The 25,511-nt window shown below is 61.9% G+C and carries 11 protein-coding genes; 3 read left to right on the plus strand and 8 right to left on the minus strand.

The window, feature by feature from the left end:
* The first annotated feature begins 578 nt into the window (after positions 1-578).
* A complete protein-coding gene (locus tag JJB74_RS29890) occupies positions 579-1,748 on the plus strand; it encodes a right-handed parallel beta-helix repeat-containing protein (RefSeq protein WP_234484978.1) in 1,170 nt (389 codons plus the stop codon).
* 51 nt (positions 1,749-1,799) lie between these two features.
* On the opposite strand, the gene JJB74_RS29895 is transcribed toward JJB74_RS29890, so the two are convergent.
* The 6 genes from JJB74_RS29895 to JJB74_RS29920 all read right to left on the minus strand — a co-directional run bounded on the left by JJB74_RS29895 (position 1,800) and on the right by JJB74_RS29920 (position 18,883).
* A complete protein-coding gene (locus JJB74_RS29895) occupies positions 1,800-5,156 on the minus strand; it encodes an ankyrin repeat domain-containing protein (RefSeq protein WP_200598214.1) in 3,357 nt (1,118 codons plus the stop codon).
* Between the two features lie 375 nt (positions 5,157-5,531).
* Positions 5,532-8,510, minus strand: a complete 2,979-nt coding sequence (locus JJB74_RS29900; RefSeq protein ID WP_200598215.1) for an ankyrin repeat domain-containing protein — start codon at positions 8,508-8,510, stop codon at positions 5,532-5,534.
* A 1,071-nt stretch (positions 8,511-9,581) separates the two neighbouring features.
* Complete coding sequence (locus JJB74_RS29905; protein WP_200598216.1) at positions 9,582-10,124, minus strand: ankyrin repeat domain-containing protein; 543 nt, start codon at positions 10,122-10,124, stop codon at positions 9,582-9,584.
* 51 nt (positions 10,125-10,175) lie between these two features.
* Positions 10,176-11,375 carry an ankyrin repeat domain-containing protein gene (locus JJB74_RS29910; RefSeq protein WP_200598217.1) on the minus strand — a complete coding sequence of 400 codons (1,200 nt, stop codon included), beginning with the start codon at positions 11,373-11,375 and terminating at the stop codon, positions 10,176-10,178.
* A 597-nt stretch (positions 11,376-11,972) separates the two neighbouring features.
* Complete coding sequence (locus JJB74_RS29915) at positions 11,973-15,107, minus strand: ankyrin repeat domain-containing protein (RefSeq protein WP_200598218.1); 3,135 nt, start codon at positions 15,105-15,107, stop codon at positions 11,973-11,975.
* Positions 15,108-15,511: 404 nt separating this feature from the next.
* Positions 15,512-18,883 (minus strand): ankyrin repeat domain-containing protein, encoded by a 3,372-nt coding sequence (locus JJB74_RS29920; RefSeq protein ID WP_200598219.1) that lies wholly within the window; start codon positions 18,881-18,883, stop codon positions 15,512-15,514.
* A 469-nt stretch (positions 18,884-19,352) separates the two neighbouring features.
* On the opposite strand from JJB74_RS29920, the gene JJB74_RS29925 reads away from it, so the two are divergent.
* Complete coding sequence (locus tag JJB74_RS29925) at positions 19,353-20,396, plus strand: SDR family NAD(P)-dependent oxidoreductase (RefSeq protein WP_200598220.1); 1,044 nt, start codon at positions 19,353-19,355, stop codon at positions 20,394-20,396.
* Between the two features lie 718 nt (positions 20,397-21,114).
* On the opposite strand, the gene JJB74_RS29930 is transcribed toward JJB74_RS29925, so the two are convergent.
* A complete protein-coding gene (locus tag JJB74_RS29930) occupies positions 21,115-22,935 on the minus strand; it encodes an ABC transporter ATP-binding protein (protein WP_234484979.1) in 1,821 nt (606 codons plus the stop codon).
* A gap of 355 nt (positions 22,936-23,290) precedes the next feature.
* Positions 23,291-24,106, minus strand: a complete 816-nt coding sequence (locus tag JJB74_RS29935) for a PEP-CTERM sorting domain-containing protein (RefSeq protein WP_200598221.1) — start codon at positions 24,104-24,106, stop codon at positions 23,291-23,293.
* 244 nt (positions 24,107-24,350) lie between these two features.
* On the opposite strand from JJB74_RS29935, the gene JJB74_RS29940 reads away from it, so the two are divergent.
* Positions 24,351-25,232, plus strand: coding sequence for an NAD(P)-dependent oxidoreductase (locus JJB74_RS29940; protein ID WP_200598222.1), 882 nt, complete (start codon positions 24,351-24,353; stop codon positions 25,230-25,232).
* The last annotated feature ends 279 nt before the right edge of the window (positions 25,233-25,511 follow it).

A 25,511-nucleotide genomic window follows, 5' to 3' on the forward strand; every position in this document is an offset into this window, starting at 1 on the left:
CTGTGTAAGCAATGCGGGCCTGGCGTTCCCGATTCAGGAAGCGCGGTGCAGGTGCAGGCGCCATGACTGACCAGCCGGCCATTGGCGTTACAGTAGTGGCTTGCGAGAAAACCAGAGGCGCGCACTCGCATGAAGACGCGGCAGGCAGCATGCGTCTTCGAGACGATGCAAGACAAAAGGAATGGAACGTCGGCTGCGGCGGGCTTGCTGAATGAAGGATTGCTGCAGATGTCGTCGAGCTCGATTCCATGCTTGCCACAGACCTCGGCACGCAATGCTGTCTGCACTTTTGGAAATTTCCCTGAGGAAGCGCAACCCCGCTCGATCTTTTCGTATAACGAAACGAAAGCCAAAAATCTGCATTGCTTATTTCATTCCCGGTGCAGCTTTTCCCTTTGCGAAATACCCTGTAATGCAGCAGATCTTGCGGCGCGCAGTCCGCATCCATGCAATCGGTACATTCGATACCGTGTAGAAATTTCTGGCAGCCGCCAAGTCATGAACCAAGCATCCTCCTGTCGAGTCAGTGCCAACTGCCGAGCATTGTGACGCTCGCACATTCGATAGGAAAACAATTCATGACGATCAATCGCAATCCGCTTTCCTTTCGTCGCGCCGCTATTTTCGGTGCGATGGCCTGCATGATGGGCGCAGCTGGGGCAGCCACGCTGTCGGTCGGTCCGAGCAAGACCTACGGCACGCCTTGCGCCGCGTTTGCCGCCGCCGCAAACGGCGACACGGTCGAGATCGATGCCGCGGGCAGCTACAACGGCGATGTCTGCAAGATCAATCCGAGCAATCTGACCATACGCGGCGTCAACGGACGGCCGCACATCGATGCCGCCGGCAACAATGCCATCGGCAAGGGCCTGTGGGTGCTTGAAGGTGTGGGCACCACGATCGAGAATGTCGAGCTTTCCGGCGCGCAGGTGCCGGACCAGAACGGCGCGGCAATCCGCCTCGACGGCCGCGACCTGACGCTGCGCGGCAGCTATCTGCATGACAACGAGAACGGCATCCTGACCAACAGCGACGGCGTCTCCGACATCGTCATCGAAAATTCCGAGTTCGCTTACAACGGCCGCGGCGATGGTCACACACACAACCTCTACATCGGCAATGTGAACAGCCTGGTCTTCACCGGCAGCTACTCGCATGACGCCAGGATCGGCCACCTGCTGAAGTCGCGCGCCAAGACCAACACGGTGAGCTACAACCGCTTTTCCAGTTCGACCGAGCGACCGAGCTACGAGATCGACCTGCCGAACGCCGGCACGTCCTATGTGATCGGCAATGTCATCCAGCAGCCTGCGGCCAACGATGCCGCGACGATGCTGGCCTACGGCGAGGAAGGCGCGACCAATCCGGGGCAGGACCTCTACGTCGTCAACAACACCTTTCTCAATGACGACAGCGTGCGCGGCACCTTCATCGGCGTGGGCAGCGGCGTCACCACGCCGGTGCTGATGCAGAACAATATCTTTGCCGGCACCGGCGAGGCGACATCGCAGGTGAATGCGATCGACAAGACCAACTTTCGCTCGCTGCTGCCGCCGCTGGTCAATCGCCTGGCATTCGATCTGCATCCGCTGCCGGGCGCGGCACTGATCAATGCCGGCTCGGCGGTCGGCGTCTCGGCAGCCGGCGTGTCGCTTGCGCCGACGAAGCAGTACAAGCATGTGGCCGGCACCGAGGACAGGCCTGCCGCTGCCGTCATCGCCATCGGGGCTTACGCAGCGGCGCAATAAGCGGCAGCGACGGCGCGCGTTCAGCAGCGATAGGCGGGCGCCGATCGCGGCTCAATCGAGCTTGCCATGCGAGGCGGCGCCCGTATTACGCGACGTATCGGCAAGGCTGGACGATGTGTCTGCCGTGCTCCCCGGCACCGTGCCGCTTGACGGCGCAGCATTTTCCAATCCATACACGATATGTGCGAATTTGCCCCAGGCCTTGACCTTGCGGGCCAGCAGATCGTTGAGCATCACGACAGGTTGCGTTTCGCGCATGGCTGGATCGGGATTTTGCACCAGGATATCGAAGGTTACGCCCTTGATGCGCAGGTAGCGCATCAGCAATGCGATGGACTTGTTGGCATCGTCGGAGCCGAACGCTTCAACGATGTGATACAGCGCCGGACGGCCATCGCTGATGGGCAAGGTCGGCAGGGCGCCGTGGGATATCAGCTCGGCGCAGGCAGCCCAGTCCTTGCGTTCCACCGCAATGGCCAGCGCGGTCTTGCCGTTCGGCGAAGGTAGATTGACATGGGCTCCCAGGCGCACGAGGCCGCGGATCATGCGCACATTTCCCTCTCTGGCGGCGATGCCAAGCAGGTTGGAGCGGGCGATCCGGTGAAGATCGATGTTGAATGGCGCGGCGCTGATCTCGAAAACCGTGGCGTCATAGACCGCACGCAAGCCCTGCGCGTTGTGAAAGATACCGATCGTCTCATCGAGCTGGCCAGCGGCATTGCGGAAGCTGCCGGTGCAAACGCCGAAGGCAAGCGATCGCACGAAGGCTTCGCTGGCTGCGTCCCCCATAGGCGTGACGGCAGCGAAGAGCGCTGGAATTTCAGCGGCAGCGCACTTGCCGCTTTCCAGGCGTTCGCAGATGTTGTCGAGCTTGTCCGCATTCTCGACACTGAGGTCGGCGATACCTCTTGCGCTTGCGAAAAGGATCTGCAGCGTTTTCTGGAGGCGCACCGAAGAATGGGGGGCGGGCAGAATATGGTTCTGCAGCGCGCTGACGACCTTGTCGTGCCCTCCTTGTTTCGCCAGTTCCAGCGCAGTACGTCCTTGGAAATTGTCTTTGAGATCGAGGCGGATATCAGGCATCGCAAGCAGCGCACGAACAATGGAGTCATGCTCTTCTTCGGCGGCAAGCATCAGGGCGGTTTTCTTGTCCCGATCCTGGGTATTGATATCGGTGTCCGGCATGGCCAGCAGCGAGCGGACGGTAGCTTCATCACCGTTTTTGGCGGCTACCATCAGAGCAGTACGCCCTTCATGGCGTAACCTCGCATTGATGTCAATACCGGGAAAGGCGAGCAGCAACTGCGTCATCGTCGCGTCTCGCTGGTATATCGCAGGCCACAAGGCTTCTTGGACTACGTCACGCACATTGATCGTCGGCGTGGCGAGCAGTAGTTTCATGACTGTCAGGTTTTTTTGCCGGGTAACAAAACCAAGCGCTGAGTGCTCGTCCTGGCCGATGATGTTGACATTGATGCCGGGCTTCGCAAGCAGGCTTTCTACGACTGTGTCGTGCTTGAATTCCGCAGCCCACATGAGTGCGGTGAAGCAGTCATTGTCCAATGCGTTGATCTCGATTCCATCTACGTCAAGTAAAGCGTTGACTATCGCTGTGTGCCCGTTTCTTGCAGCCAGCATCAGGGCGGAAGAGTCGAATATGCCCTGAATATTGACATTGATGTCTGGTGCCTTGAGCAGCGCTTGCAATACGCTTTCGTGTCCGTTGGCGGCAGCCAGCATCAGCGGCGTGAGATTGCCGGCGGCGCTGGCGTTGACATCGATATCGGCCTTGGCAAGAAGGCCTTGAACAGCGGCAATGTCGCCCTTGGCCGCAGCCAGCGCCAGCGCGGCATTATTGGATTTGCCTGCCGCGGCGATGTTCCTGTCTGCGCTGGCGAACAGTAGCGCGGCAAGTGTGCTGAACCTATCCTCCACGGCTAAGTCGAACGCAGTTTCGCCTTTCTTGTTCTTCGCATTGATATCGATGCCACGAGTATTGAGCAACATGCGAACCGCATCGATGCAGCAACTATTTGCAGCTTTCATGAGCGCGGTATTTCCGTTCTTGTCTGGAGCATTGATATCAACGCCGTCGGTGTCGAGCAGCATGCGCATTATCGTCTCGTAACCGTTGCTTGAAGCGATGATGAGGGCAGTCTTACCGCCATCATTGCTGTCATTGATGTTGAAAGCTTTCATGTCCAGCAGTCCACGAACGAGCCCACCTGCAGCACTGCCCGCGGCAAGCATCAAGGCGTTGTTGCCGTTATTGCTGCATGCACGGACATTGATTTCCTCCCTGGACAGCAGGGCATCGACTATGGGCTGGTACTCTTCAGTGTGGCCGTAGATCTTTTGCAAAGCGATTAGCAATGGTGTGTAGTCATTCTCGTCACAAACATTGATCCTGATTTTCGGATTCTCAAGCAGCGCGTCAACGATGGCGGTATTGCCTTCTTTCACTGCCAGCATCAGCGCGGTTTGGCCAGTTTGATCTCTGATCTCGAGATTGATGTCGATATCCCGCACCGCCAGCAAAGCAACTGTTGTCGCGGCCTTGCCGCCGAGTACGGCGTAATGCAGTGCGGTACGACCTGTGTGATCGCGAACATCGGGATCGATGCCTCTCTTGGCGAGCGCTTCGACCAGCTTGGTCATGCCCATGGCCGCAGCGTAGTGCAGCACCGTACATCCATTGTCGTCTCTTTCATTGAGATTAAACTGCGAATTGGCGAGCAGCATCCGCAACTGGTCAACGTCCTTTAGAAGCACCGCGGTACGCAGCGCGGGAAGGGAGAGGAAAGGTTTGCCTTCCTTAATGTGCTTCATCTGCACGGGCAAATAATCGCTCCGTATGCAGGAGGCTACTCTCTCGCATTCGAATATTTGCGGCGTCACGTCCGGCATGGGTGTCTGCGTCGTCGACGCAGAGCTCATTCCTTGCCCGGTATGCATGGGCAAGCCCGGTCCATACGGGAAGCTTGCGCCGGGGTGGAAATGACTGCTCGCCGGGGCTGAAAGCGATCCTGCCGGATGCAGGGGCAATGGCTGCATCGGCGCCGCCGGAGTGAAGGACATGGTACGGCCACGCTTGGTCTCTTCGGCGGGACGCGGGTCCAAGCCGGATTCCGGCGTCGTGCGCTTCGGTCCCCCGCTGAACTGGGGTTGCTGGTTCAGGAATACAGGCGGTGTGGCAGGTTGCGCCCTTGGCGGATAAAGCGGGGTTCCCGGCGTTGGCGGCAGAAGTGGAATCCGCTGTTGCTGCAGGACGGGCCGGAGTAAAGCTTGCTGGTGGAGGTTCGGTGCGGCCCGGGGTGGATTGGCCGGTGGCTGCGGCGGGATGTTTGGATTGCGCTGGTTGTGCTGGTTGTGCTGGTTATATGGGGAATTCGAATTGATGTTGTCCATGACTGGTTCGCTGACGGGGAATATTGGTGGATGATCGAAGGCAACAGGATTCCGGCGGGAAGCCAATGGCGCAGCAGCGGCGCTACAGGAAGCGTTCCATGACGTACGGCAGCGGGCTTTGTACCTAAACCGCGGATTGCGTTGCATCGCAATCCGCGGAATGTCGCGGCTTGGCTGCAGGCGCAATGAGGCTCAACCCTGCACGGCAGCTGCAGCACGGCGCAGTCCGTCCTTCCGATGCCATGCTCCTTTGCCGGACAGCCTTCACCCGCAGGCGTCTGGCTTCGATCTGCATCCGCTAGTGAGCTCGTCCCTGATCAAGGCAGGGTCTGCGACTGGCGTTTCGGCAGGCGTCGTATCGATGTCTATCGCGGCTCAGGCCTTGTCATCGCGCCTTGCAGGGGCGACATTGCTTGACGTATCGGCAAGGCTGGACGACGTGTCTGCCGTGCTCCCCGGCACCGTGCCGCTTGACGGCGCAGCATTTTCCAATCCATACACGAGGTCGGCGAATTTGCCCCAGGACTGCACCTTGCGCGCCAGCAGATCGTTGAGCATCACGACGGGTTGGGTAGCGCGCATGGTCTTATCGGGGTTCTTCACCAAGATATCGAAAGGTATGCCCTTGATGCGCAAATAGCGAATGAGCAGTGCGACGGATTCACTGGTGTCGTCATCCGAGCCGAAGGCCTCGACGATGTGATACAGCGCCGGATAGCCGCTGGCGTCTGGCAGCAGGGGCAGGGCGCCGTGGGATATCAGCTCGGCGCAGGCAGCCCAGTCCTTGCGTTCCACCGCAATGGCCAGCGCGGTCTTGCCGTTCGGCGAAGGTAGATTGACATGGGCTCCCAGGCGCACGAGGCCGCGGATCATGCGCACATTTCCCTGTCCGGCGGCGATGCCAAGCAGGTTGGAGCGGTCGATCCGATGAAGATCGATGTTGAATGGCGCGGCGCTGATCTCGAAAACCGTGGCGTCATAGACCGCACGCAAGCCCTGCGCGTTGTGAAAGATACCGATCGTCTCATCGAGCTGGCCAGCGGCATTGCGGAAGCTGCCGGTGCAAACGCCGAAGGCAAGCGATCGCACGAAGGCTTCGCTGGCTGCGTCCCCCATAGGCGTGACGGCAGCGAAGAGCGCTGGAATTTCAGCGGCAGCGCACTTGCCGCTTTCCAGGCGTTCGCAGATGTTGTCGAGCTTGTCCGCATTCTCGACACTGAGGTCGGCGATACCTCTTGCGCTTGCGAAAAGGATCTGCAGCGTTTTCTGGAGGCGCACCGAAGAATGGGGGGCGGGCAGAATATGGTTCTGCAGCGCGCTGACGACCTTGTCGTGCCCTCCTTGTTTCGCCAGTTCCAGCGCAGTACGTCCTTGGAAATTGTCTTTGAGATCGAGGCGGATATCAGGCATCGCAAGCAGCGCACGAACAATGGAGTCATGCCCTTTTTGGGCGGCAAGCATCAGGGCGGTTTTGTCGTGGTAATCCTGGGCATTGATATCGATGTCCGGCATGGCCAACAACAAGCGGACGGTAGCTTCATCGCCATCTTTGGCGGCTACCATCAGAGCAGTACCCGTTCCGTCAGGTATCTCCGCATTGATGTCAATACCGGGAAAGGCGAGCAGCAACTGCGTCATCGTCGCGTTTTGCCTGTCTATCGCATCCCACAAGGCTTCTTGGACTACGTCAAGCACATTGATCGTCGGTGTGGCGAGCAGTAGGTTCATGACTGTCACGTGTTTGCAAATTGCAGCAAGCTTAAGCGCCGAAAAACAATCCCCGTCAATGATGTTGACATCGATGGTGGGCTTCGCAAGCAGGCTTTCGACGATCGAAGCGTGGCCGTATTCCGCAGCCAATAGGAGGGCGGTGCGTCTATTACGGTCCAACGCGTTGATCTCGATTCCGTCTACGTCAAGTAGAGCGCTGGCTATCGCTGTGTGCCCGTTTGTTGTGGCCAGCATCAGGGCGGAAGAGTTGGATATGCCCTGAATATTGACATCGATGTCTGGTGCCTTGAGCAGCGCTTGCACTACGCTTTCGTGTCCGTTGGCGGCAGCCAGCATCAGCGGCGTGAGATTGCCGGCGGCGCTGGCGTTGACATCGATATCGGCTTTGGCAAGAAGGCCTTGAACAGCGGCGATGTCACCTCTGGCCGCAGCCAGCGCCAGCGCGGCATTGTTGGAGGCGCTTGCTGCGGCGATGTTCGTCTCCGCGCCGGCGAACAGTAGTGCGGCGACTACACCGCACTCCGCCTCTACGGCCAAGGTGAACGCAGTTTTGCCTTTTTTGTTCTTCGCATTGACATCGACGCCAGGAGTGCGGAACAACATGCGAGTCGCACGGAAATGGGCCAAATCTGCAGCGATCATGAGCGCGGTATCTCCGTGTATGTTTTGAGCGTTGATGGCAATGCCTGGGGCTTTGAGCAGTTCGCGCATGATTGTTTTGCTTGCACTTTGTGAAGCGATGATGAGAGCAGTCTCACCGTCACCATTGGTGGCATTGATGTCGATCTCCTTCATGCCAAGTAGCTTGCGCACAACCGACTTCGCATTGCTCCGCGTGGCACGCATCAGTGCGTTTTCGCCGTTATAGTCGCGTGCACGGACATTGATGTCCGTCCTATCCAGCAGGGCATCGACTAAGGTCCGGTACTTTCCCGTGTTGCTTGACTCGTGTTCCAAAGCGATTAGCAATGGCGTGTTGCCATATTCGTCACAAGCATTGACGTTGATTTTCGGATCCTTAAGTAGCGCGTCAACGATGGCGATATTGCCGCGTGCCACTGCCAGCATCAGCGCGGTTTGTCCCTCTTTACCCTCAAGCTCGAGATTGACATCGATATTCGGCAATGTCAGCAGAGCGGCCGTGGTTGCATCCATGCCGTTCAGTACGGCGTAATGCAGTGCGGTCCGGCCTGTTTGATCGCGAACATTCGGATCGACGCCCCTCTTGGCAAGCGCTTCAACTACCTTCGGCATGCCCAGGGCCGCGACATAGTGCAAGGCAGTGCAGCCGTGCTCATCGCGTTCGTTGAAGTCGACGTATTGATTGGTGAGCATTTGCTCGATAAGGGTATGGTCCCGGCGGAGCAGCGCGGCTCTCTGCACGGGAAATACGGAAACGGGCCTGTCTTGCAGAAAGTCCAGCAACGGAATTGGCAAGTCTTTTTGCTCGCCGCGAAAGGCGGGGTTCTCCTGGTCGGCGCTCGTATCGAACCCGGAATGCGCCTGGAGGCAAAATGGGCCGGCACTGAAGCTCGGCGGCTGGGACTGGAATGCCGGTGACGCGGTATATGGCGCTATCTGCTCAATGGGCACAAAGCCCAGAAAGGGAAGTGAAAATGGCATGCATTGCCGTTGCATGTAAGACCAGCGCGGTGGGTGATGATGGATTGGTACGGCTAGTGGAGGAAGGTACTCTCCTAGTATTTGAGCGAATTGGTGCGGGTTGGGCAAAGGATGCGCTGAATTTGGATGGTTGTTCGAAGAGTGCGACTGGATGGGGAACGTGGATGCTTCGTTGATTGAAGATGTAGTGCGCTGATGCTTAGTCTGTTGGCGGACTTCTACCGGTGTATCCGGTGCGGTGCGCTTTTGACCCGATACCATGCTGGGCGCCGGGTTGGGACACAAGGCTTGAGGAGCGGGCTGTGCCGGCGGCGCAACCAGTATCCGCTGTTGCGCGTTGAGCTGCGGCTGTCTTGGGTCGGGCGAGTTTTGTGTCCCTTGTGCGGCGGGGGCAGGAGGCGGCGCGTTATGTTGCACAGCCTGAGCAGACGTGGACGAAGTGGCGTTGTTCATGATGGGCTTGTGGAGTTAATCGCGGATGGCGATAGCGCGGCTCGGGTAGCCTGCAGACGCGGCCGTAGGGATTTGACACTGGATACGCGCTACGTGATAACTCGACTGGGTAAAGGAATTGCTGGCTAAGTTCCGTGAACAATGCATGGGGACGACGAACCAGGAGGGCCATCCACAGCGTCGCTGGCAGCCATCGAACAGTCGCGATGCGAAGGGCGCGATCGGCAAACAACGGCGCAAGAATAGGCGCCGCTGCTGCCTGCGGGAGTCGTCGTGCAGCAGCGCACTGGTGCGCCTGCGCGATGCGGCTGCTCCGTGCGTTCGCCTACCCTTGCCCTCATCCGCGGCCGTACGGTTCAGGCTTGTAGCGAAAGGGCTTGCTGAACTGTCGGCCGTGCTGATGGGCGCCGATAGCCGGGCGCCTATCGTGGCTCAATCGGGCGAATTCGTGCAGCAGCCGGAATGCGCAACGGCAAGCCGTCCGTGTCGTGAAGAGCGGACGCGCCGGTCGGCTCGCTCAACATGGACAGTGCTTGAACTTGCCGCCGTTGCCGCTGGTGCGCGTCGAAGCCGCCGAGCATGATTCCCCATACCCGCGCGGCGGCACGATGGGGTCGCTCACTGCGTTGGCCCACCTCCGCCTTCATCCATGGGATAGCGATTCAGGCTGGTAGCGGAAAGGCCCGCTGAGTTATCGGCCGTATTGACGGGCACCCTGCCGATCGGCTGCGCATTAACAGGCTCAGCGGGTGCGGCGCGGCCATTAATAAATTCCAGCCGTCCGGCCTGGCGCAGCAAGTCGTTGAGCGTGACCACCGACTTGGCGTTGCGTTGCCTCGCATCCGGACTCCTGACCAGGATATCGAAGGGCACCCCTTGGGCATGCAGCCGACGCAGCAGGTCCAGGGCTTGCACATCGACATGCTGTGGAGCCAAGGCCGCGCTGACGATGTAGTAGAGCGCCGGATAGCCGCCATCCACGGGTAGCGCAGGCTGCGCGCCATAAGCGATCAGGTCGGCGCAGATTTGCCAGAACCCGCTTGTCACGGCAATGGCCAGCGCGGTCTTGCCGCATGGCGATGGCAAGTTCACATCTGCGCCCAAGCGCGCTAGAAAGCGGATCATGCGGGCGTTGCCGGCCAGGGCGGTGATGCCAAGCAAATTGAAGCCATTTGCTGTGTGCAGGTTGATGCTGTCGGCAATGGCTTCGAGCTAATGGACCGTGCTGTCGAAGACCTGACGCAGCTGTGACGTGTTGATCAGGGCTGCGACGGCGTCATCGAGTTCTCCGGCGACAGTGCGGAAATGTCCAGCACGAAAGCCGAAGGCAAGCGATTGCACCAGGACGCAGCGTGACTGGTCCGACATTGCGCCTATGGATTCGAATAGCGCCGGGACAGCGGCGGCGGCGCAGCTGCCGGATTCCAGGCGTTCGCGTGCAGCATCGATCACGTCGCCGTTCTCCTGGCTTGCTGAACTGAGTTGATAAATGAATTGGAATACGCGATCGGAAGCGCGGGCGGCGGGTGGCATATGTTGATCCAGATCGCGAGCGATGCGCTCGTGCCGGTTCATGTACGCAAGCGTTGCGGCACTAAGCTCAATCCCTCTGTGAACGGCGTACAACGCGATGCCCGGCATCGGCAGCAGCGCCCTGACGACTGATCGGTGTCCATTTTCGGCGGCAAGCATCAGGGCGGTTTTGCCGCTGGCATCAAAGGCATTGACATTCAAGCCCGGCATGGCGATCAGCATGCGCAGGATGTCGACATTGCCATTCTCCGCAGCCAGCATCAGCGCGGTCTTGCCATTGCCGTCGACGGCGTTCACGTTGACTTCCTTCAGTTCAAGCAAGGCTTTCGTCGTAGGTGGCCAATTGGATCGCACCGCGCAATGCAGCGCGGTAGCGCCGCTGTCGTCGCGGGCATTGATGTCGAAGCCACGCCTGACGAGTGTATCGGCCGCCTTCGGAATGCCCAGCAGGGCAGCGTAGTGCAGGGTCGTGCGGCCACGCTCGTCGCGATGCGTGGTATCCAGGCTCTCGTCGGCCACCAGAATGGCGAAGCCGACTAAGTCACCATCGATGAGCGCTCGCGACAGCGCGTCCGTTCGATCCGACGTCCCGACGGCATGCGCGTTGCGGCGACCAGGGTCACGTTCGTCGAAATCGAGGTGGGTCCTGCGTATCAGTAGCCTGGCGACATAGGGCAGGGGTATGGGCTGATCGCGCTGCACGGCGCGCAAGGGTGGCTCGGCAGGTGGATTCGGCATTGGCGCAGCGGCCAGGGCATGCCTGGGCAGATGCGCTGGCGCTAACAATGGCGCCGAGGGATGGGGCGCGCCTGGCGGGACCACTTCCACTGGCGTGCGAGGCATGGCGCGCTGACGCTTGGCCTGTTGCTGAACATCCACCGCTGTATCCGGTGCGGCGCGCTTTTGACCCGATGCCACGCTCGGCGGCGGGTTGGGTCGCAAGGCTTCAGCAGCGGGCGGCGCTGGCGGCGCAGCCAGTATCGGTTGCTACGCGTTCGGCTGCGCGTTGAGATGAGGCTGTCTGGGGTCGAGCGGATTTTGTATTTCCTGTGCGGCGGGAGCGGGAGTGGGCGCGTTGCGTTGCACAGGCTGATTGGACGTGGGCGGAGTGGCGGAGTTCATGATGGGCTCGTGGGTGGGGATGGCGGATGGCGGATGTCGATCCGGGCTGGCCTGGCAGGCGGGGTTGCGGGAATTTGGCATGGGATGCGCGCCGCGCGACAAGTCGGCTGAGTAAGGAAATGGCTGGCCAGGTTCCTTGCGCCAGGCATCGGAACGAGGAATCATGGGGGCTATGCATCAGCGTCGCCGGCAGCCATCGCACAGTCGCCATGCGCAGCAGGCGTTCGACCGGCAAGGGCGCAAGGGAAGGCGCGGCTGCTGCCTGCGCAAGTCGTCGTGCAGCAACGCACCGGCGCGCCCGCACGATGCGACTGCACGATGCGCCCGCAAGAATGGCCGCGTGCCTGTCGTGGCTCAATCGGGCTTGCCGCGCGATGCGGAGCCGGCATTGCGCGACGTATCGGAAAGGATGGACGAAGCGTCCGCCGTGCTCATGGGCGCCGTGCCGGCCGCCGCTGCGGCGCCTTCCAATCCATGCACGATGTGCCCGAATTTGCTCCAGGCCTCGACCTTGCCGGCCAGCAGCGCATTGAGCATCACGACAGGTCGCGCTTCGCGCATGGCTGGATCGGGATTCTGCATCGGGAAATCGAAAGCCATGCCCCCAATGCGCAAATCGCGTATCAGATGGGCGACAGCTTCGCTGGCATCGTCGGCGCCGAACGCGTCGACGATGTGATGCAGCGCCATGCGGCCGTTGGTGATGGGCAAGGTGGGTAAGGCGCCGTGGGATACGAGCTCGGCGCAGACGGTCCAGTTCCTGCGTTTCACCGCGACGGCCAGGGCGGTCCTGCCATTTGGCGACGGCAGGTTGACATTGGCGCCCATGCGTATCAGGCCGCGGATCATCCGCACATTTCCCTCCCAGGCGGCGATGCCGAGCAGGTTGGAGCGATCGATGCGATGCAGATCGATATTGCCTGCCGCGCTGACCACCGCAACCGTGGCGTCGTAGTACTCACGCAGTCGTGGCGCGTTGCCCAGGATGGCTTGCGCTTCATCGGGTCGGCCCGTGGCATTGCGGTACTGACCGGTGCAGAAACCGAAGGCGAGCGATCGCGCAAATGCCTTGGTGGCGTCATCGCCCAGCGGTGCAATGGACGCGAAAAGCGCTGTGATCCCGGCGACATCGTGCTTGCCGCTTTCCAGGCCTTCGCAGATGCCATCGAGCCTGGCGGCATCTGCGGCGCTGAGCGTGGCAATCCTGGTTGCGCTCGCAAAAACCTTGCCGAGCGTTTTCTGGAGGCGCGACGAGGCGGTGTATGGGGGAAGGACATGCGCTTCCAGCGCGTGGATGACTGCTTCGTGCTTGTTGATGCGGGCAAAGTCCAGGGCAGTCGAGCCCATGTTCGTAATCCCGGGAAGAATGTCTGGCATGGAAAGCAGCGCGCGAACGATGGCGGCATGCCCTTTCTGGGCAGCGGATATCAGCGCGGTATGGCCTTCCTCATTTTGGGCGTTGACATCGATGTCGGGCATGGCCAGCAGGAGGCGGACGATCTGCTCATGGCCGAGTCTGGCGGCCAATACCAGGATGGATGATGGCAGGCGATAGGCCGCATTGACGCCAAAGCCGGAAAGGCAAAGCAGCAATTGCGCGGCGCTTCCCTGTCCATGCCATACCGCCTGCTCGAGAGCGTTCGGGATGTCGCCATGCGCACGCAAAGTTGGCGCGACGATCAGTTGTTTCAGGACTTCAAGCTGGCCCCGTATCGTTGCGTACTCGATAGCCGAGCCACCGAAGTCACTGATGACGTTGACATCGATCCCCGGCGACGCAAGCAGGAGTTTGACTACCTCGGCGTGCCCGTGGTCTGCCGCATGCATCAGGGCGGTGTTCTCGCTGTGGTCGACTGCGTTGATATCGATTCCGTCCCTCGCGAGCAGGGAAGCGACTATCCCTGCGTGCCCGTTGCCCGCTGCCAGCATCAGGGCCGAAGAGCCGAACGGGCCGCCATGATTGACGTTGATGTCCTTCGCTTCCAGCAGCACGCTTGTCACTGCCTCGTGGCCGTTGGCGGCGGCCAGCATCAGCGCAGTGAGTTCGCTTTCATTGCTGAAGTTGACGTCGATGTCCGGCCTGCCGAGCAGCGCGCGAACGGCGTCAACATCGCCTTTCGCGGCAGCCAGCGTCAATGCGGCGCTGCTGGAGCCGCCTGCTGCGGTGATATTTGTTTCCATGCGGGCAAACATCTGTGCGGCAACGTGCACCTGCCCCCGTTTCAGGGCGATGCCGAACGCGGTATCGCCATTGCTGTTCCGTGCATCGATATTGACGCCGGCGGCATCGAGCATTGTGCAAATGGCCTCCTTGCTGCCGCTGCGCGCGGCGTACATCAGCGCAGCATTTCCATCCTGGTCGCGGGCATTGACATCAATGCCATCCATGGCGAGAAGGGCGCGCAGTATTCCTGCGTTGCTGCACTGTGTAGCCGTCATCAATGCCGTATGACCTTTCGCGTTGCGGGCATTGACGTCCACGCCCGGCATGCCAAGCAGTCTTTGCACCAGCGTTTCCGCTTCTTCCGTCACGGCGCGCATCAGGGCGTTGTTGCCGCTTGCTGCATGCGCATGGATATCAATGTCGTTTCTTGCCAGCAGTGCATGGGCAATGGCTTCGTATGCCTTGTGTCGGCCGCCCGTTGTCGAGGAGTTGCTGGACATCCCGTCCAGCGCAAGCAGCAACGGGGTGTTGCCGTCCGTGTTGCGAACGTTGACGTTGATTGCCTGCCGGTTGAGCAGCAGCTCGACGATGCGTGTTTCGCCCTGGTGCGTCGCCAGCATCAGCGCGGTGTGGCCCGCCTTGCCCCTGATCTCGAGATCGGCATCGATATCCGGCGCCGCGAGAAGGACAGCCGCGGTGGCCGCGAGGCCGTTAAGCGCGGCGTAATGCAGCGCGGACAGGCCGTCGTTGTCGCGAATATTGGGGTCGCAGCCGATATGGACCAGCATTTCCACTGCCTTCGACATGCCAGTTGCCGCGGCATAGTGCAAGGCCGTACAGCCGTATGCATCGGCGGAATTGACGTCGATAAAGGGATGGGCAAGCACTTGCCTGACGGTGACCGCGTTGCGGCTGAGCAGGGCCGCATAAAGCGGAGGCCGCGCATGGGCATACTTCCCTTCCAGACTTTCTCGCGTACCGCGGGGAAGCAGGCTGGTATTCAGGACGAATTCGCGGTTCTCGCACTCGAATATCTGCGGCGTCACTTCCGGCCAGCGGGCCGGCGACATCGATGGCGAGCCCATCGCCTGCAAGGCATGCGCGGAAGAGTTCGCTGCGTTGATGAAGTTCGCGCCAGGATGGAGGCCTGTGTGGGGCGACGCCGACACCGTCCCGGCCTGGGGCAAGGGGTGGTGCTGCGTGGACGACGCTGTGGCGAAAGTCATGCTGCGGCCGCACTTGAGATGTTCGTCGGCGCGCGCGTCGAATCCGGATTCCGGTGTGGTGCGCTTCTGGCCGGCGTTCAGGACCGGCGGGCTTTGCATTGCCGGTGGTGCGAGGCGTTGCGTTCCCGGAGGATGGGACGGAAAACCCGGCATGGGAAGCCCAAATACCGTTCCCTGTTGCGGCATGGCTGGAATGGGCTGCAGATGAATGACCGGCGCCACTTGAGGAGGGGTGTTCGTTGCCTGCGGCGGGAGGAACTGATTCCGGATGGGCAGCAGGGGCGCCTGGTTGGGCGGATTGTGCGGCTTGTTCGGGCAGCTTGGCTGGTCTGGATACATGGCTGATTCGTTGATTGAAAAGATCCGGAGGATGTACATCCATGGGCTGCAACTGGAGCAGGCGCTGGCGGCAGCGGTAATGCCGGCAGGAGCGAGGAGCGTGAGTACCGGCGCTGCCGGATTCGTTGCGCATTACCCGGCCGTGCGCCGCAACTGCTCACTGCTCACTGCGCCGGCGCCGGCGCTCCGCCGCTTTCATCCGCCGGCTTGCGGTTCAGGTAGGTTGCGGAAAGGCCTGCCGAGGTGTCCGCCGTGCTGACGGGCGGCCGGCCATTGGGCCCTTCATTGCCATTGCCATCGCCATTACCGTTGCCGGCGGGCCCGGCAAGGCCCGCATGTCTTTCCAGCAGATCGACCGCGCCCAGCAGCGCAATGGGCGTGCTCAACGGCGCGGCGTTTGCCTGCGTTGCGCTGCGACTTCTGAACGGGATATCGAAGGGGATGTCCCTTGCCCTCAGCTCGCGCAGCAGATCGATGAGAGGCGCTTCGGGTTGCCCGGCAGCGCAGGCCGCGCCAACGATGTGGTACAGCGCGGGGCGGCCATCATGCAAGGGCAGCGTCGCCTGCGCGCCGCAGGCGACGAGTTCGGCGCAGGCTTGCCATTGCCGGTTTTCGATGGCGATGGCAAACGCGGTCTCGCCATTCGGGGAAGGCAGATCCACATGCGCGCCCAGGCGCACCAGCGCCCGGATCATGCGGACGTTGCCCGACGCGGCCGCGAAGCCGAGCAAGTTGAACCTGTCGCTCCGGTACAGGTTGATGTTGGCTGTCGCGGCGCTGACGGCGTAGGCGATTTCATCAAAGCGCATACGCAATACCTTGTCGCCGATGAACGCTGCGCATGTTTCGGTCAGGCTGCCATCGGCTTCGCGGAAGTGGCCGGTGATAAAGCCGAAAGCGAGCGATCGGGCGAATCGTTGACGTACGGCCGAAGGCAAGATGACGGCAAATTCCGAAAAGGCCGCGATATCGGCGGCGGCGCACGTGCCGGATTCGAGACGTTCGCAAATCTCGTCGATCCTGCTGATCTGTTCCGTGCTCGCTTCGCGATGTATGGCCGCTCTTGCGAAGACGGCTTCGAAAACCGATTGGAGCTTTTGAAAAGGGAGGCTCATCAGTGAAGCATGATCGCGCAACTCCTTGCAGATATCGTCGTGCCAGTTTTTTCGCGCCAGGTCCGCGGCAGTGCCATCCTCTGTACCCTCTCCGATATCGAGCCGTATGCCGGGCACTGACAACAGCATCCGGACCATGGAGCGGTGCCCATGCTGCGCGGCATGCATCAGCGCGGTCATGCCGGAAATGTCAGTGCAATTGATATTGATGCCTGGCATGGCAACGAGCAGCCGCACCGCACTTTCGTTGTTTTTCATCGCCGCCTCCAACAACAAGGCTTCAGTGGCCCTGCGCTCCATGTCCATGAAGTGGGTCAGTGCGAAGAACTTGCGCAAATCGGTTTCATCTCTCAAGAATGCACATGGCGAGATCGAGCCACGCAGGACATCGATCCCGATTTCGGGCCTGGCCAGCAACATCCTCATGATGTCCGCATGGCCCTTCTTCCATGCATGCCCGAAGGCCGAGCTTTCTTCCATGGGCGTGCTTGCGCGCTCGCCACCGGGCATATGAAGCAGGGCCTTGACTATCGCGCCATGTCCTTGCGCCGCGGCTAGCGCCAGTGCGGTATGGTCGTTCGCGCTTGACGCATGGACATCGATGCCACGCGCGTCGAGCAGCAATCTGACCGTCGCTTCGCACCCCATTTCTGCGGCCAGCATCAATGCGGTGAACCCGGCTGCGTCAGTTGCATTGACGTCGATTCCAGGCGCAGCGAGCAAGACCCGCACGATGTCCGGATGGCCATTGGCGGCTGCGAGCATCAACGCGGTGAGGTTGTTGGCGTGCACGGCGTTGACATTGACGTCCGGTTTGCCGAGCAGGGACGAAACCGTCGCCGTCTCGCCCGCGGCCGCGGTCAGGGCCAGGGCGGCATCGTCGTGCTGGCGGGCCGAAGCGATGATGTGGTCCACGCGCGCGAACAGCAGTGCTGCGACCGCGCCGTTCTGGTCTTCGAATGCCCAGGAGAAGGCGGTGTGCCCCTTTTGATTCTTCACGTTTACATCGATGCCCGGCGCGCGCAGCAATTGCCACGCCTTCTCATACTCGCGGCTCTCCAGCGCCCGGATCAGCGCCGTACTGCCTTTGTTGTCGCAGGCGTTGACATCGATGCCAGGGCTGGAGAGCAGTGAGCCGATGAGCGCTGCATCATTGCAGGCCAGCATGATGGCAGTCTTCCCTGCCGCGTTGCGCGCGCTGACATCGATGCGCGGCGCCCTGAGCAGCATAAGGGCGATTTCCGTTTTCCCTCCCGACACCGCGTGAAGCAATGGCGTATTGCCCTTCAGGTCGCTGCGGTTGACATCGATGTTGCCGATGCCCAGCAATTTTCCAATCAATGCCTCAGGCTCATGGCCCGGTGAAGAGCAGGCATGCTTCACGGCGTACATCAGTGCCGTATTGCCCTCGCTGTCGGCGATATTGACCTGTATGTCGTGCTGGGCAAGCAAGGCATCGGCAATGGCGATATGGCCATGCGCCACGGCGTGCAGCAATGCCGTTCTTTCCTCATTGTCGATGGCGTTGATCACCCTACCGGAGTAGGCGAGCAAAGCATTGGTGACGGCCTGTGCGCCATTGGCCGCGGCATAGTGCAGCGCAGTCTTGCCGTCGGTGTTGATGGCATTGATCTCGATGCCGCACTGCAAAAGCGCATGGACCGCATCAACCGTATCAGCCGTATCGCCCAGGCCGAGGGCGGCGGCATAGTGCAAGGCCGTACAGCCATATTGGTCGGTGGCATTGACATCGTCATGCTCTTCCGTGAGCGCGTTGTAGAACATGTGCGGATCCGCGAACACCAGCGCAGTAATCAGCGACGGGAGTTCGGCATACCGCTGGTCCTTCCGCAATTCGATCAATTGACGCGGACTATGCGTTGTCTCCAGCCGGGGTTGGCGCTGCCATGGCGATGTGTTGCCAGCCCCGTTCGATGAGGCGGCGCTGGACGTGGGTTGGTCCACGTCCATGCCGTCGGCGTCGTTGTAAATCGCGAAGCTTGATGCATACAGGTCGTACCTGCTCGGGTGCGGCAGCGCATTCTTGTCAGGGTCGTCTGCATCCCGCGACTGCCTCCGGGGAGGCGTGGCTGCCGATGTTGCGGTTCGCGGCCGCTTGGGATTGTCCGTGTCGCGCGGTTCCGAACCGCCATCCGGCGTCGCGCGCTTCTGCCCCGAGTGCATGCCGGGCGCCGGGGCGAGCAATGGCGCTGTTGCCGCCTGCGGCGCCGCAGGTACTGCGTGCAGCAGTCCCGGTGCGCCAGGCGGTGTGGCCACATTCGGCTGCAGCGCAGCATCCGGGTGAGACGGCTGTTGATTGCCGGCCGGTTGCGCCGGGGGCGGGGTTTGTCGCGGCTCCAGCGGCTGTTGCTGTGCCGTGTCGCTGGAAGAATGCGAAGACGAAGATGGTAAGCCTTGCATGAATGTTCTCCGGTTGTTTGCTGGGTCGCGTTTTCTTATCGTCCCGGCGCATCGGGCGTTACTCGCGGCGTAGCTATGCCTTGCGTTGGCTTGGGGGTGGATGACAATGCGTCCATGTGGACTTTCCTCATACGGCAGTGATGCGATGGATGGAGGGATGTGCGGTGCGCGAAAGATATGCGTGATTACCGCTTGGGCGGGCGCATGGATGCGCTGATGCGAAGCGCAGCCTTAGTTCCGCCAGCGTTCATAACGGTTCCATCGAAGGCGCGAATCCTGGCGCTCGCACGCGTCCCTGCACGGACCGAGCGCTGTCCGGAAAAGTCTGACGTTGATTGGCGGCGTCGATGAGTGGCGCGCACGGCGTCTCGACGCTACGCTCGTCGTCACCTGCATTGCGGGCCGCCATCGACAGCGACCCCGCGCGCATGGCTCAATCGCGCCGCTGTCAGCGCCTATGGAGATCAGCATGGAACACCATCACCCCGAATCCGCACCGGACGCCTCGCGCGCAGGTGCGTCATCCAGCGAGGAGGCAGCCTCGCGGCGCGCCTTCCTCATCGGCGCCGGCGCCACCGTGGCTGGCGCGGCGCTGGGCGCATCGTCCGCGCATGCGGAGAAGGTCATCGCCACCGAGCCGCTGGTCAAGGGCAGCGGCCGCCTAAAAGGCAAGACCGTGGTCATCACCGGCGCGGCGCGCGGCATCGGGCGTGCCCTTGCACAAGCCTTCGCGGCCGAAGGCGCGGATGTGATGGGCATCGATATCGCCGGCCCAGCCAGCGCGATCTCGGAAGCCGAGCCGGCGAGCCGCGCCGATCTCGACGAGACCGCAAGGCTGGTGGCGGCGCAGGGCCGGCGCTTCATCCCGGTGGTGGCCGATGTGCGCGACATGAATGCGCTGCGTGATGCGGCCAAGCGCGCCGAAAAGGAGTTCGGCCATGTCGACATCCTGATACCGAATGCGGCGATACAGACGATGAAGCCGCTGCTCGAGATGAACGACCTCGAATGGCGCGACATCATCGATGTGAATCTGACCGGATATGCGAACACGATCCGCGCATTCGCGCCGATGATGATGCAGAAGAAGACCGCTCGCATCATCATGATCGCGTCGCGCCAGGGCCGGCAGGGCTGGAAGAACGGTTCGAGCTACAGCGCGTCGAAGTGGGGCGTGATCGGCTTGATGAAGTCGGTGTCGCTGGAGATGGCTGACCATGGCATCACGGTCAATTGCGTCGAGCCGGGCCTGGTCGATACGCTGCTCACGCGCAATCCAACGCGGCTGCGCGGCGCGGTGAAGGAAACCCAGCATACCGAAGAGGCGCCGCAGAATCCGCCGGTGGACGAGGTCGCGAAGATGCTCGCCAGGCAGAACCCGATGCACATTCCGTGGCTGCAGCCGCAGGACATTGCGCCGGTGGCGCTGTTTCTCGCATCCGATGAGGCATATCGGATATCGGGTGCGACCTATGACGTCACGGCTGGGGATAGCGCGCGTTATACGGCGTAGGTCGGGCTGGCAAGCCGGTCCTTTGAAGGTCGCCGCGCGCGGTAACTGCTGCATTGGCTGTAATAGGACAACGCTGCGCGAGTGCAACGCAGTTGCAGTTGCAGTTGCCGTTGCCGTTGCTTTTAACCCCCGTTGATTGCGCCGTCACGGGGACCCCGCGCAGCGGGGCGCAATCTCCGCGGGCGCCTTTTCTTGCCTACTTCTTTTGGCGCGCAAAAGAAGTAGGCCGGCTGCCGGGCCGGGACCCGGCTAGGTCGAGGAGTAGGTAGACGTATTGCATCACCGGAGTGATGTCGTTGAGGGGGCGGGCTCTTGCCTTGGTCGTCGTCGCGTTGGTCGAGGCTTGAATTGAAAGGCCCGCCCGGTCGAAATCCGAGGCCCGATGACCCAAAAAGGACATCGCACTTGGCGAGCAAGCCGGGTCCCGGCCCGGCAGCCGGGTCACTTCTTTTGCTCGCCAAAAGAAGTAACCAAGAAAAGGCGACCCGGAGATCGCGCCCCGCTGCGCGGGGTTCCCGTGGCGCCGAGCCCTGAAGCGGGGCGCGGCTAAACTCGCTACGCTGCGCTTCGCTCAGACAGACGCCGCACCTTATCCGCTTCAGGGCCCGGCGCCACGGCGCGATCAACGGGATTAAAAGCAATGGCAACGGCAACGGCAACTGCAACTGCAACGGCAACAGCAACTGCAACTCCAATGGACTTCCTTCTTCAGCTCACGCTACGCAAGCTCCTCGCTCGCCATGTTGAGCATCTCGCGGAAGGCCGGCTGCCGTGCAAGCAGTTCCTCCACCGTGCCCGCATCCTGCACCCGGCCATTGGCCATCATCACTACCTTGTTGAAGTGATGCAGCAGGCTCATGCGATGCACCGAGGCCATCACGCAGGCCTCCGGGAAGGCGGCGGAGATGCGCGAGAGCACGGTGTCCTCGGTGACCGGGTCGAGCGCGCTGGTCGGCTCATCGAGCATGATCAGCGAGCTCGCGCTTGCCGCGAGCAGGCCGCGCGCCAGGCACAGCCGCTGGCGCTGGCCGCCGGAGAGATTGAAGCCGCGCTCGGTGATCGGGGTGGAAAGCCCCATCGCGCCGTCGCGCATCACCGTGTCGAAGGCGCTGGCATGGATGACGCGCGCGATCTCTTCATCGCTGTGCGCACCGGATAGCGAGATGTTTTCCCGCACGGTGGCTTCGAAGACATCGCCTTCCTGCGGTATCAGCGTGGCAATGCTGCCGAGGTGACGAGTGTGCGGATAAGCGCGCGCATCGGTCTCGAAACGCCCCTGCGTCGGCATGTAGTGGCCGGCAAGCACGCGCATGAGCGTGCTCTTGCCCGAGCCGCTGTGGCCGATCAGGGCGATGCGGTCGCCGCGTTCGCATTGCAGCGATACATGATGCAGACCCGCCGGCGCCTGAGCATCGGCTCCCGCGTCCGGCGCCGGATGCTCATAGCACAGGCCCTTGATCGACAGCCGCTGCCAATCCGCATGCAGCGCTTCGCCAGCGGCGGGCATGTCCTCGGCCGACAGGATCGGATCCGCGCTGGCCACGTCGGTGCGGGTGCGGGCGAAGGATTGGAACTTGTCTGCAGCCGACAGCACGACGCCGCGCGCCTGCTGCGCATACTGGTGCACCAGGAACACGCTGCCGAGCAGCACCGTGCCGCCGTGGCGCGGCCATGCGGCTGCAGCCACCAGGCCCCAGGTCAGCATCACCGAGGCCAGGTCGGCGGCGCACCATTTCGCTTCCACCAGCACGATGCTCTTCTTCAGCGGCACGAAGACATCGTCCATGCGCTCGTTGACGAGCTGACGCGAGCTCTGCTGCATGCGCAGCGAGAACACGGTGGAGACATTGCCGAGGAAGTCCAGCATCTTGGCCTGGAAGCGGCGCTCGGCCGTGTTTTCTTCCTGCGCCAGGCGCATCAGCGGGCCATCGAAGCGCACCATCAGGAAGGCTACGCCGATGTAGCCGGCAAGGGCCAGCAGACCGATCCACGGCGAATACAGGATCAGCGCGGCGGCCGCGCCGATGAAGTACACCGCGCTCTTCAGGTAGGTGAACTGGCTCTGGGCGAAGTTGTACAGCGCCGAGGTCGACTGGCCGATGCGCTGCTGCACTTCGCCGGAATGATGACGATCGTGCCAGGACATCGGCAGGCGCATCAGCTTGGCATACAGCGCATCGGAAAAGCGCTGGCGGATGCGCAGCGCCACCGTGCGCTCGCCGATGCGGCCCGGGCCGTGCAGCGCCCAGGCCAGGCCCGAGACCGCGAGGATCGCGCCGACATAGCCGGCGGCATGGGTCAGCGCGCCGGCGCCGTTTTTCTGCAGGGTGTCGATGGCGCGCGCGGCAAGCCAGGGCGCAACCAGTTCCAGCACCGCGGCGGCGACGAGCAATAGCCAGCTGATGAGCAGTTGCCGGCGCGCGCCGGCGGCGTGGCGCCAGATGCTGGCGTACAGACCGCCCATGGCCGAGGGCGCGGGTGTCGCGGCAGTGGAAGTCTTGTTGGAGGAATGGAAAGCTGTCGATGAATCTGAGGACATGTCGAGGTGCTGGTGTGTCGCCCCCGGTGGCGTTGCTGCATGCTGCCGGTAACGATACGTTCAGGAAACAAATTTAACAGTCGTCATTATTAGCCGGCGGAAATTGGGGCGGCAATAGAACTAATGCATTAAGGCAACGCCATCTCGTAACCGCTTGCAACATGCGTGGCGGCATTGCGGGTTGAGGTGGCACTGGGAAGGGGAGGGAGGCGAACGGGCTGCAGCCGCCAAGGGCGAGGCTGCGGCATGTGCCGAGCGCTGCTTCGGGCAATGCCGCTCAGGCCTTACATCTCATTACAAGATGGCGCAGGAGCGCCCGCGGCGCGTCGGGAAGCGGGCGAGTTAGCGCCTCGCTTCAGCGTGAGGCGCGTGCCGCGGCCCGGCGACGCGCAGCGGCAAAGCCGAGCAGGCCGAAACCGAACAGCGCGATGGTGCCGGGTTCGGGCACGTCGGCGCTTGCTGCGCCGCCAGCGTCGGCGGTGTCCGGCAGGCTGTTGTTCAGTGGCGCGGCGAAGGCAGGATTGAATACGCCCTCGGTATTGCCGGGCGTGCCGCCGGCGCCGTCCATGCCGCCGGCCGCGTTGCCGGCGCCGGTGTCGGAACCGTTGCTGCCGTTGTTGGCAGCGCTGTCGCCGGAGCCGTCGCCGCTGCCGGGAAGCGACAGTGGCAGAAAGGCGGCGCTTTCCGGCACGCTTTGCACAGCGCCATTACGCGATGGCGTCGAACCGAAGGGCAGATTGAACGCCATGCCCGGGCCATTCAGGCCGGCCGGCGTCCCGGGAACGCCGGAAGCGCTGCCTGCGTTGTCGTATGCCTGTGCCGAGCCAGCGCTGCTGGCTGCGCCTACCGGGAAGGGAAGATTGCCGACATTCAGCAGTGTGCCGTCGGGCGCCGCATGGCTGTCGTCGATGTCGCCCATTACCGGCCGGAAGCTGAAATGCTCGATGTCCGCGTAGGAAGCGCCTATGGTCGGCGGGCCGTCCGAGCCGATATGGCCGGCGCTAACGTCCGTGGTGGCGCCGGAACTGTTGGCGCGGCCGCCGCCGTCTAGCTGTAGCGCAGCTTCGCTGTCCGTTGGGCCGGCCCCATGATGAAAGACGAAAGGGGCAGCCAGTGCCGAAGCGGCGACCAGCGCCAATACCAGGCAATACACTTTGTTCACGCGTTTCATGTTCTTCTCCCTGCACTTTGTTTTCCTATAAGCAATGTGTGTGCCAGGAAATAAAGTTTCATTAATAACAAATACTTGCGCGAAAACAACTAGCTTGCGTTTGCGCAAGTGTAAAGGTTTTCGACTGGGAAATATTTGTGCCGTTTTTGACCGTTTGCCGAACGGCCATACAATGGCCGGCCGCGGTCAAGCGCTTCGTATTGCGCGATCGTGAACACTCAACAACCAACCGGAATCGTTTTCCATGAATCAGTCATCGATCATCGGCGTCATCGGCATAGGCGCCATGGGCATGGGCATAGCCAAAAACCTGCACAAGCGCGGCTATACGCTCGCGGTGCGCGATATTCGACCCGAAGCGCAGCAGGAAGCCGCTAGCCTGGGCATGCAGGAGTGCGACTCCAGTGCGGCGCTGGGCCGCCTGGCCGACGTGGCCATCGTTGTCGTGGTGAATGCGCAGCAGATCGACGAGGTGCTGTTCGGCGAGCAGGGGTTGGCGCAGCTGGGTGCGAAGACGAAAACCGTGCTGTTGTGCTCGACGATCGCGCCGGAGGACAGCATACGCATTGCCCAGCGCCTGGCTGAGCGAGGCATTGCCGCGATCGATGCGCCGATTTCCGGCGGCCCGGCCAAGGCCGAGGCGGGCACGATGAGCATGATGATTGCCGGCGAAACCTCGCTGCTGGCGACGCTCGAGCCGCTCTTGTCGGCGATGGCGGAAAAGCGCTTCGTGCTCGGGGCAGTGCACGGCGACGCCGCGAAGGCCAAGCTGGTCAACAATCTGCTGGCCGGCATCAACCTCGTAGCCGGCGCTGAAGCGCTGGCGCTGGGCATGAAGATCGGGCTGGATGCGAACCAGATCTTCGACATCATCCGCGCCTCGAGCGGTAATTCCTGGGTTTTCGAAGACCGCATGGCGCGCGCGCTGCGCGACGATTACGCGCCGCGCGCCTTCGCCCACATCCTGACCAAGGACGTGACCCTGGCCACCGGCATGGCGCATGCGGCCGGCTATGCGACGCCGCTGGGGGATGCGGCGCTGCGGAAGTATCGGGAAACGCTGGAGCGGGGATGGTCGGAGCTGGATGATGCGGCGGTGTTGAAGACCTACCTGGAGCGGGGATGAAGTAATCCGCTGGAGTTCGATATTCGTAGGGTGGGCGCAGCCCACGCGGTTGTTCGATCACCGCGTGGGCTGCGCCCACCCTACACAAGCCTAACGCGGTTGTCGGAATGCTAGACGGAGGAATGTAGAGGAATTAAAGCGGTCTAACCATGAGCTTCGCCACCTTGAGGAGGCCATCATGGGCGCTGCTTATTCCGTGGATCTACGACGCAAAGTTGTCCGGGCCTGTGAGCGCGGTACAGCATCGCAGGCAGAAGTGGCCAGCTTCTTTGGCGTCAG

This window comes from Noviherbaspirillum pedocola (assembly GCF_016632335.1).
GTDB classification, from domain to species: domain Bacteria; phylum Pseudomonadota; class Gammaproteobacteria; order Burkholderiales; family Burkholderiaceae_D; genus Noviherbaspirillum_A; species Noviherbaspirillum_A pedocola.

Coding starts and splice junctions, on each gene's coding strand:
- JJB74_RS29895 (WP_200598214.1), bottom strand. CDS start 5,156: ATGGACAACATCAATTCGAATTCCCCATATAACCAGCACAACCAGCAC.
- JJB74_RS29940 (WP_200598222.1), top strand. CDS start 24,351: ATGAATCAGTCATCGATCATCGGCGTCATCGGCATAGGCGCCATGGGC.
- JJB74_RS29925 (WP_200598220.1), top strand. CDS start 19,353: ATGGAACACCATCACCCCGAATCCGCACCGGACGCCTCGCGCGCAGGT.
- JJB74_RS29920 (WP_200598219.1), bottom strand. CDS start 18,883: ATGCAAGGCTTACCATCTTCGTCTTCGCATTCTTCCAGCGACACGGCA.
- JJB74_RS29935 (WP_200598221.1), bottom strand. CDS start 24,106: ATGAAACGCGTGAACAAAGTGTATTGCCTGGTATTGGCGCTGGTCGCC.
- JJB74_RS29890 (WP_234484978.1), top strand. CDS start 579: ATGACGATCAATCGCAATCCGCTTTCCTTTCGTCGCGCCGCTATTTTC.
- JJB74_RS29915 (WP_200598218.1), bottom strand. CDS start 15,107: ATGCAAAGCCCGCCGGTCCTGAACGCCGGCCAGAAGCGCACCACACCG.
- JJB74_RS29900 (WP_200598215.1), bottom strand. CDS start 8,510: ATGCCATTTTCACTTCCCTTTCTGGGCTTTGTGCCCATTGAGCAGATA.
- JJB74_RS29930 (WP_234484979.1), bottom strand. CDS start 22,935: ATGTCCTCAGATTCATCGACAGCTTTCCATTCCTCCAACAAGACTTCC.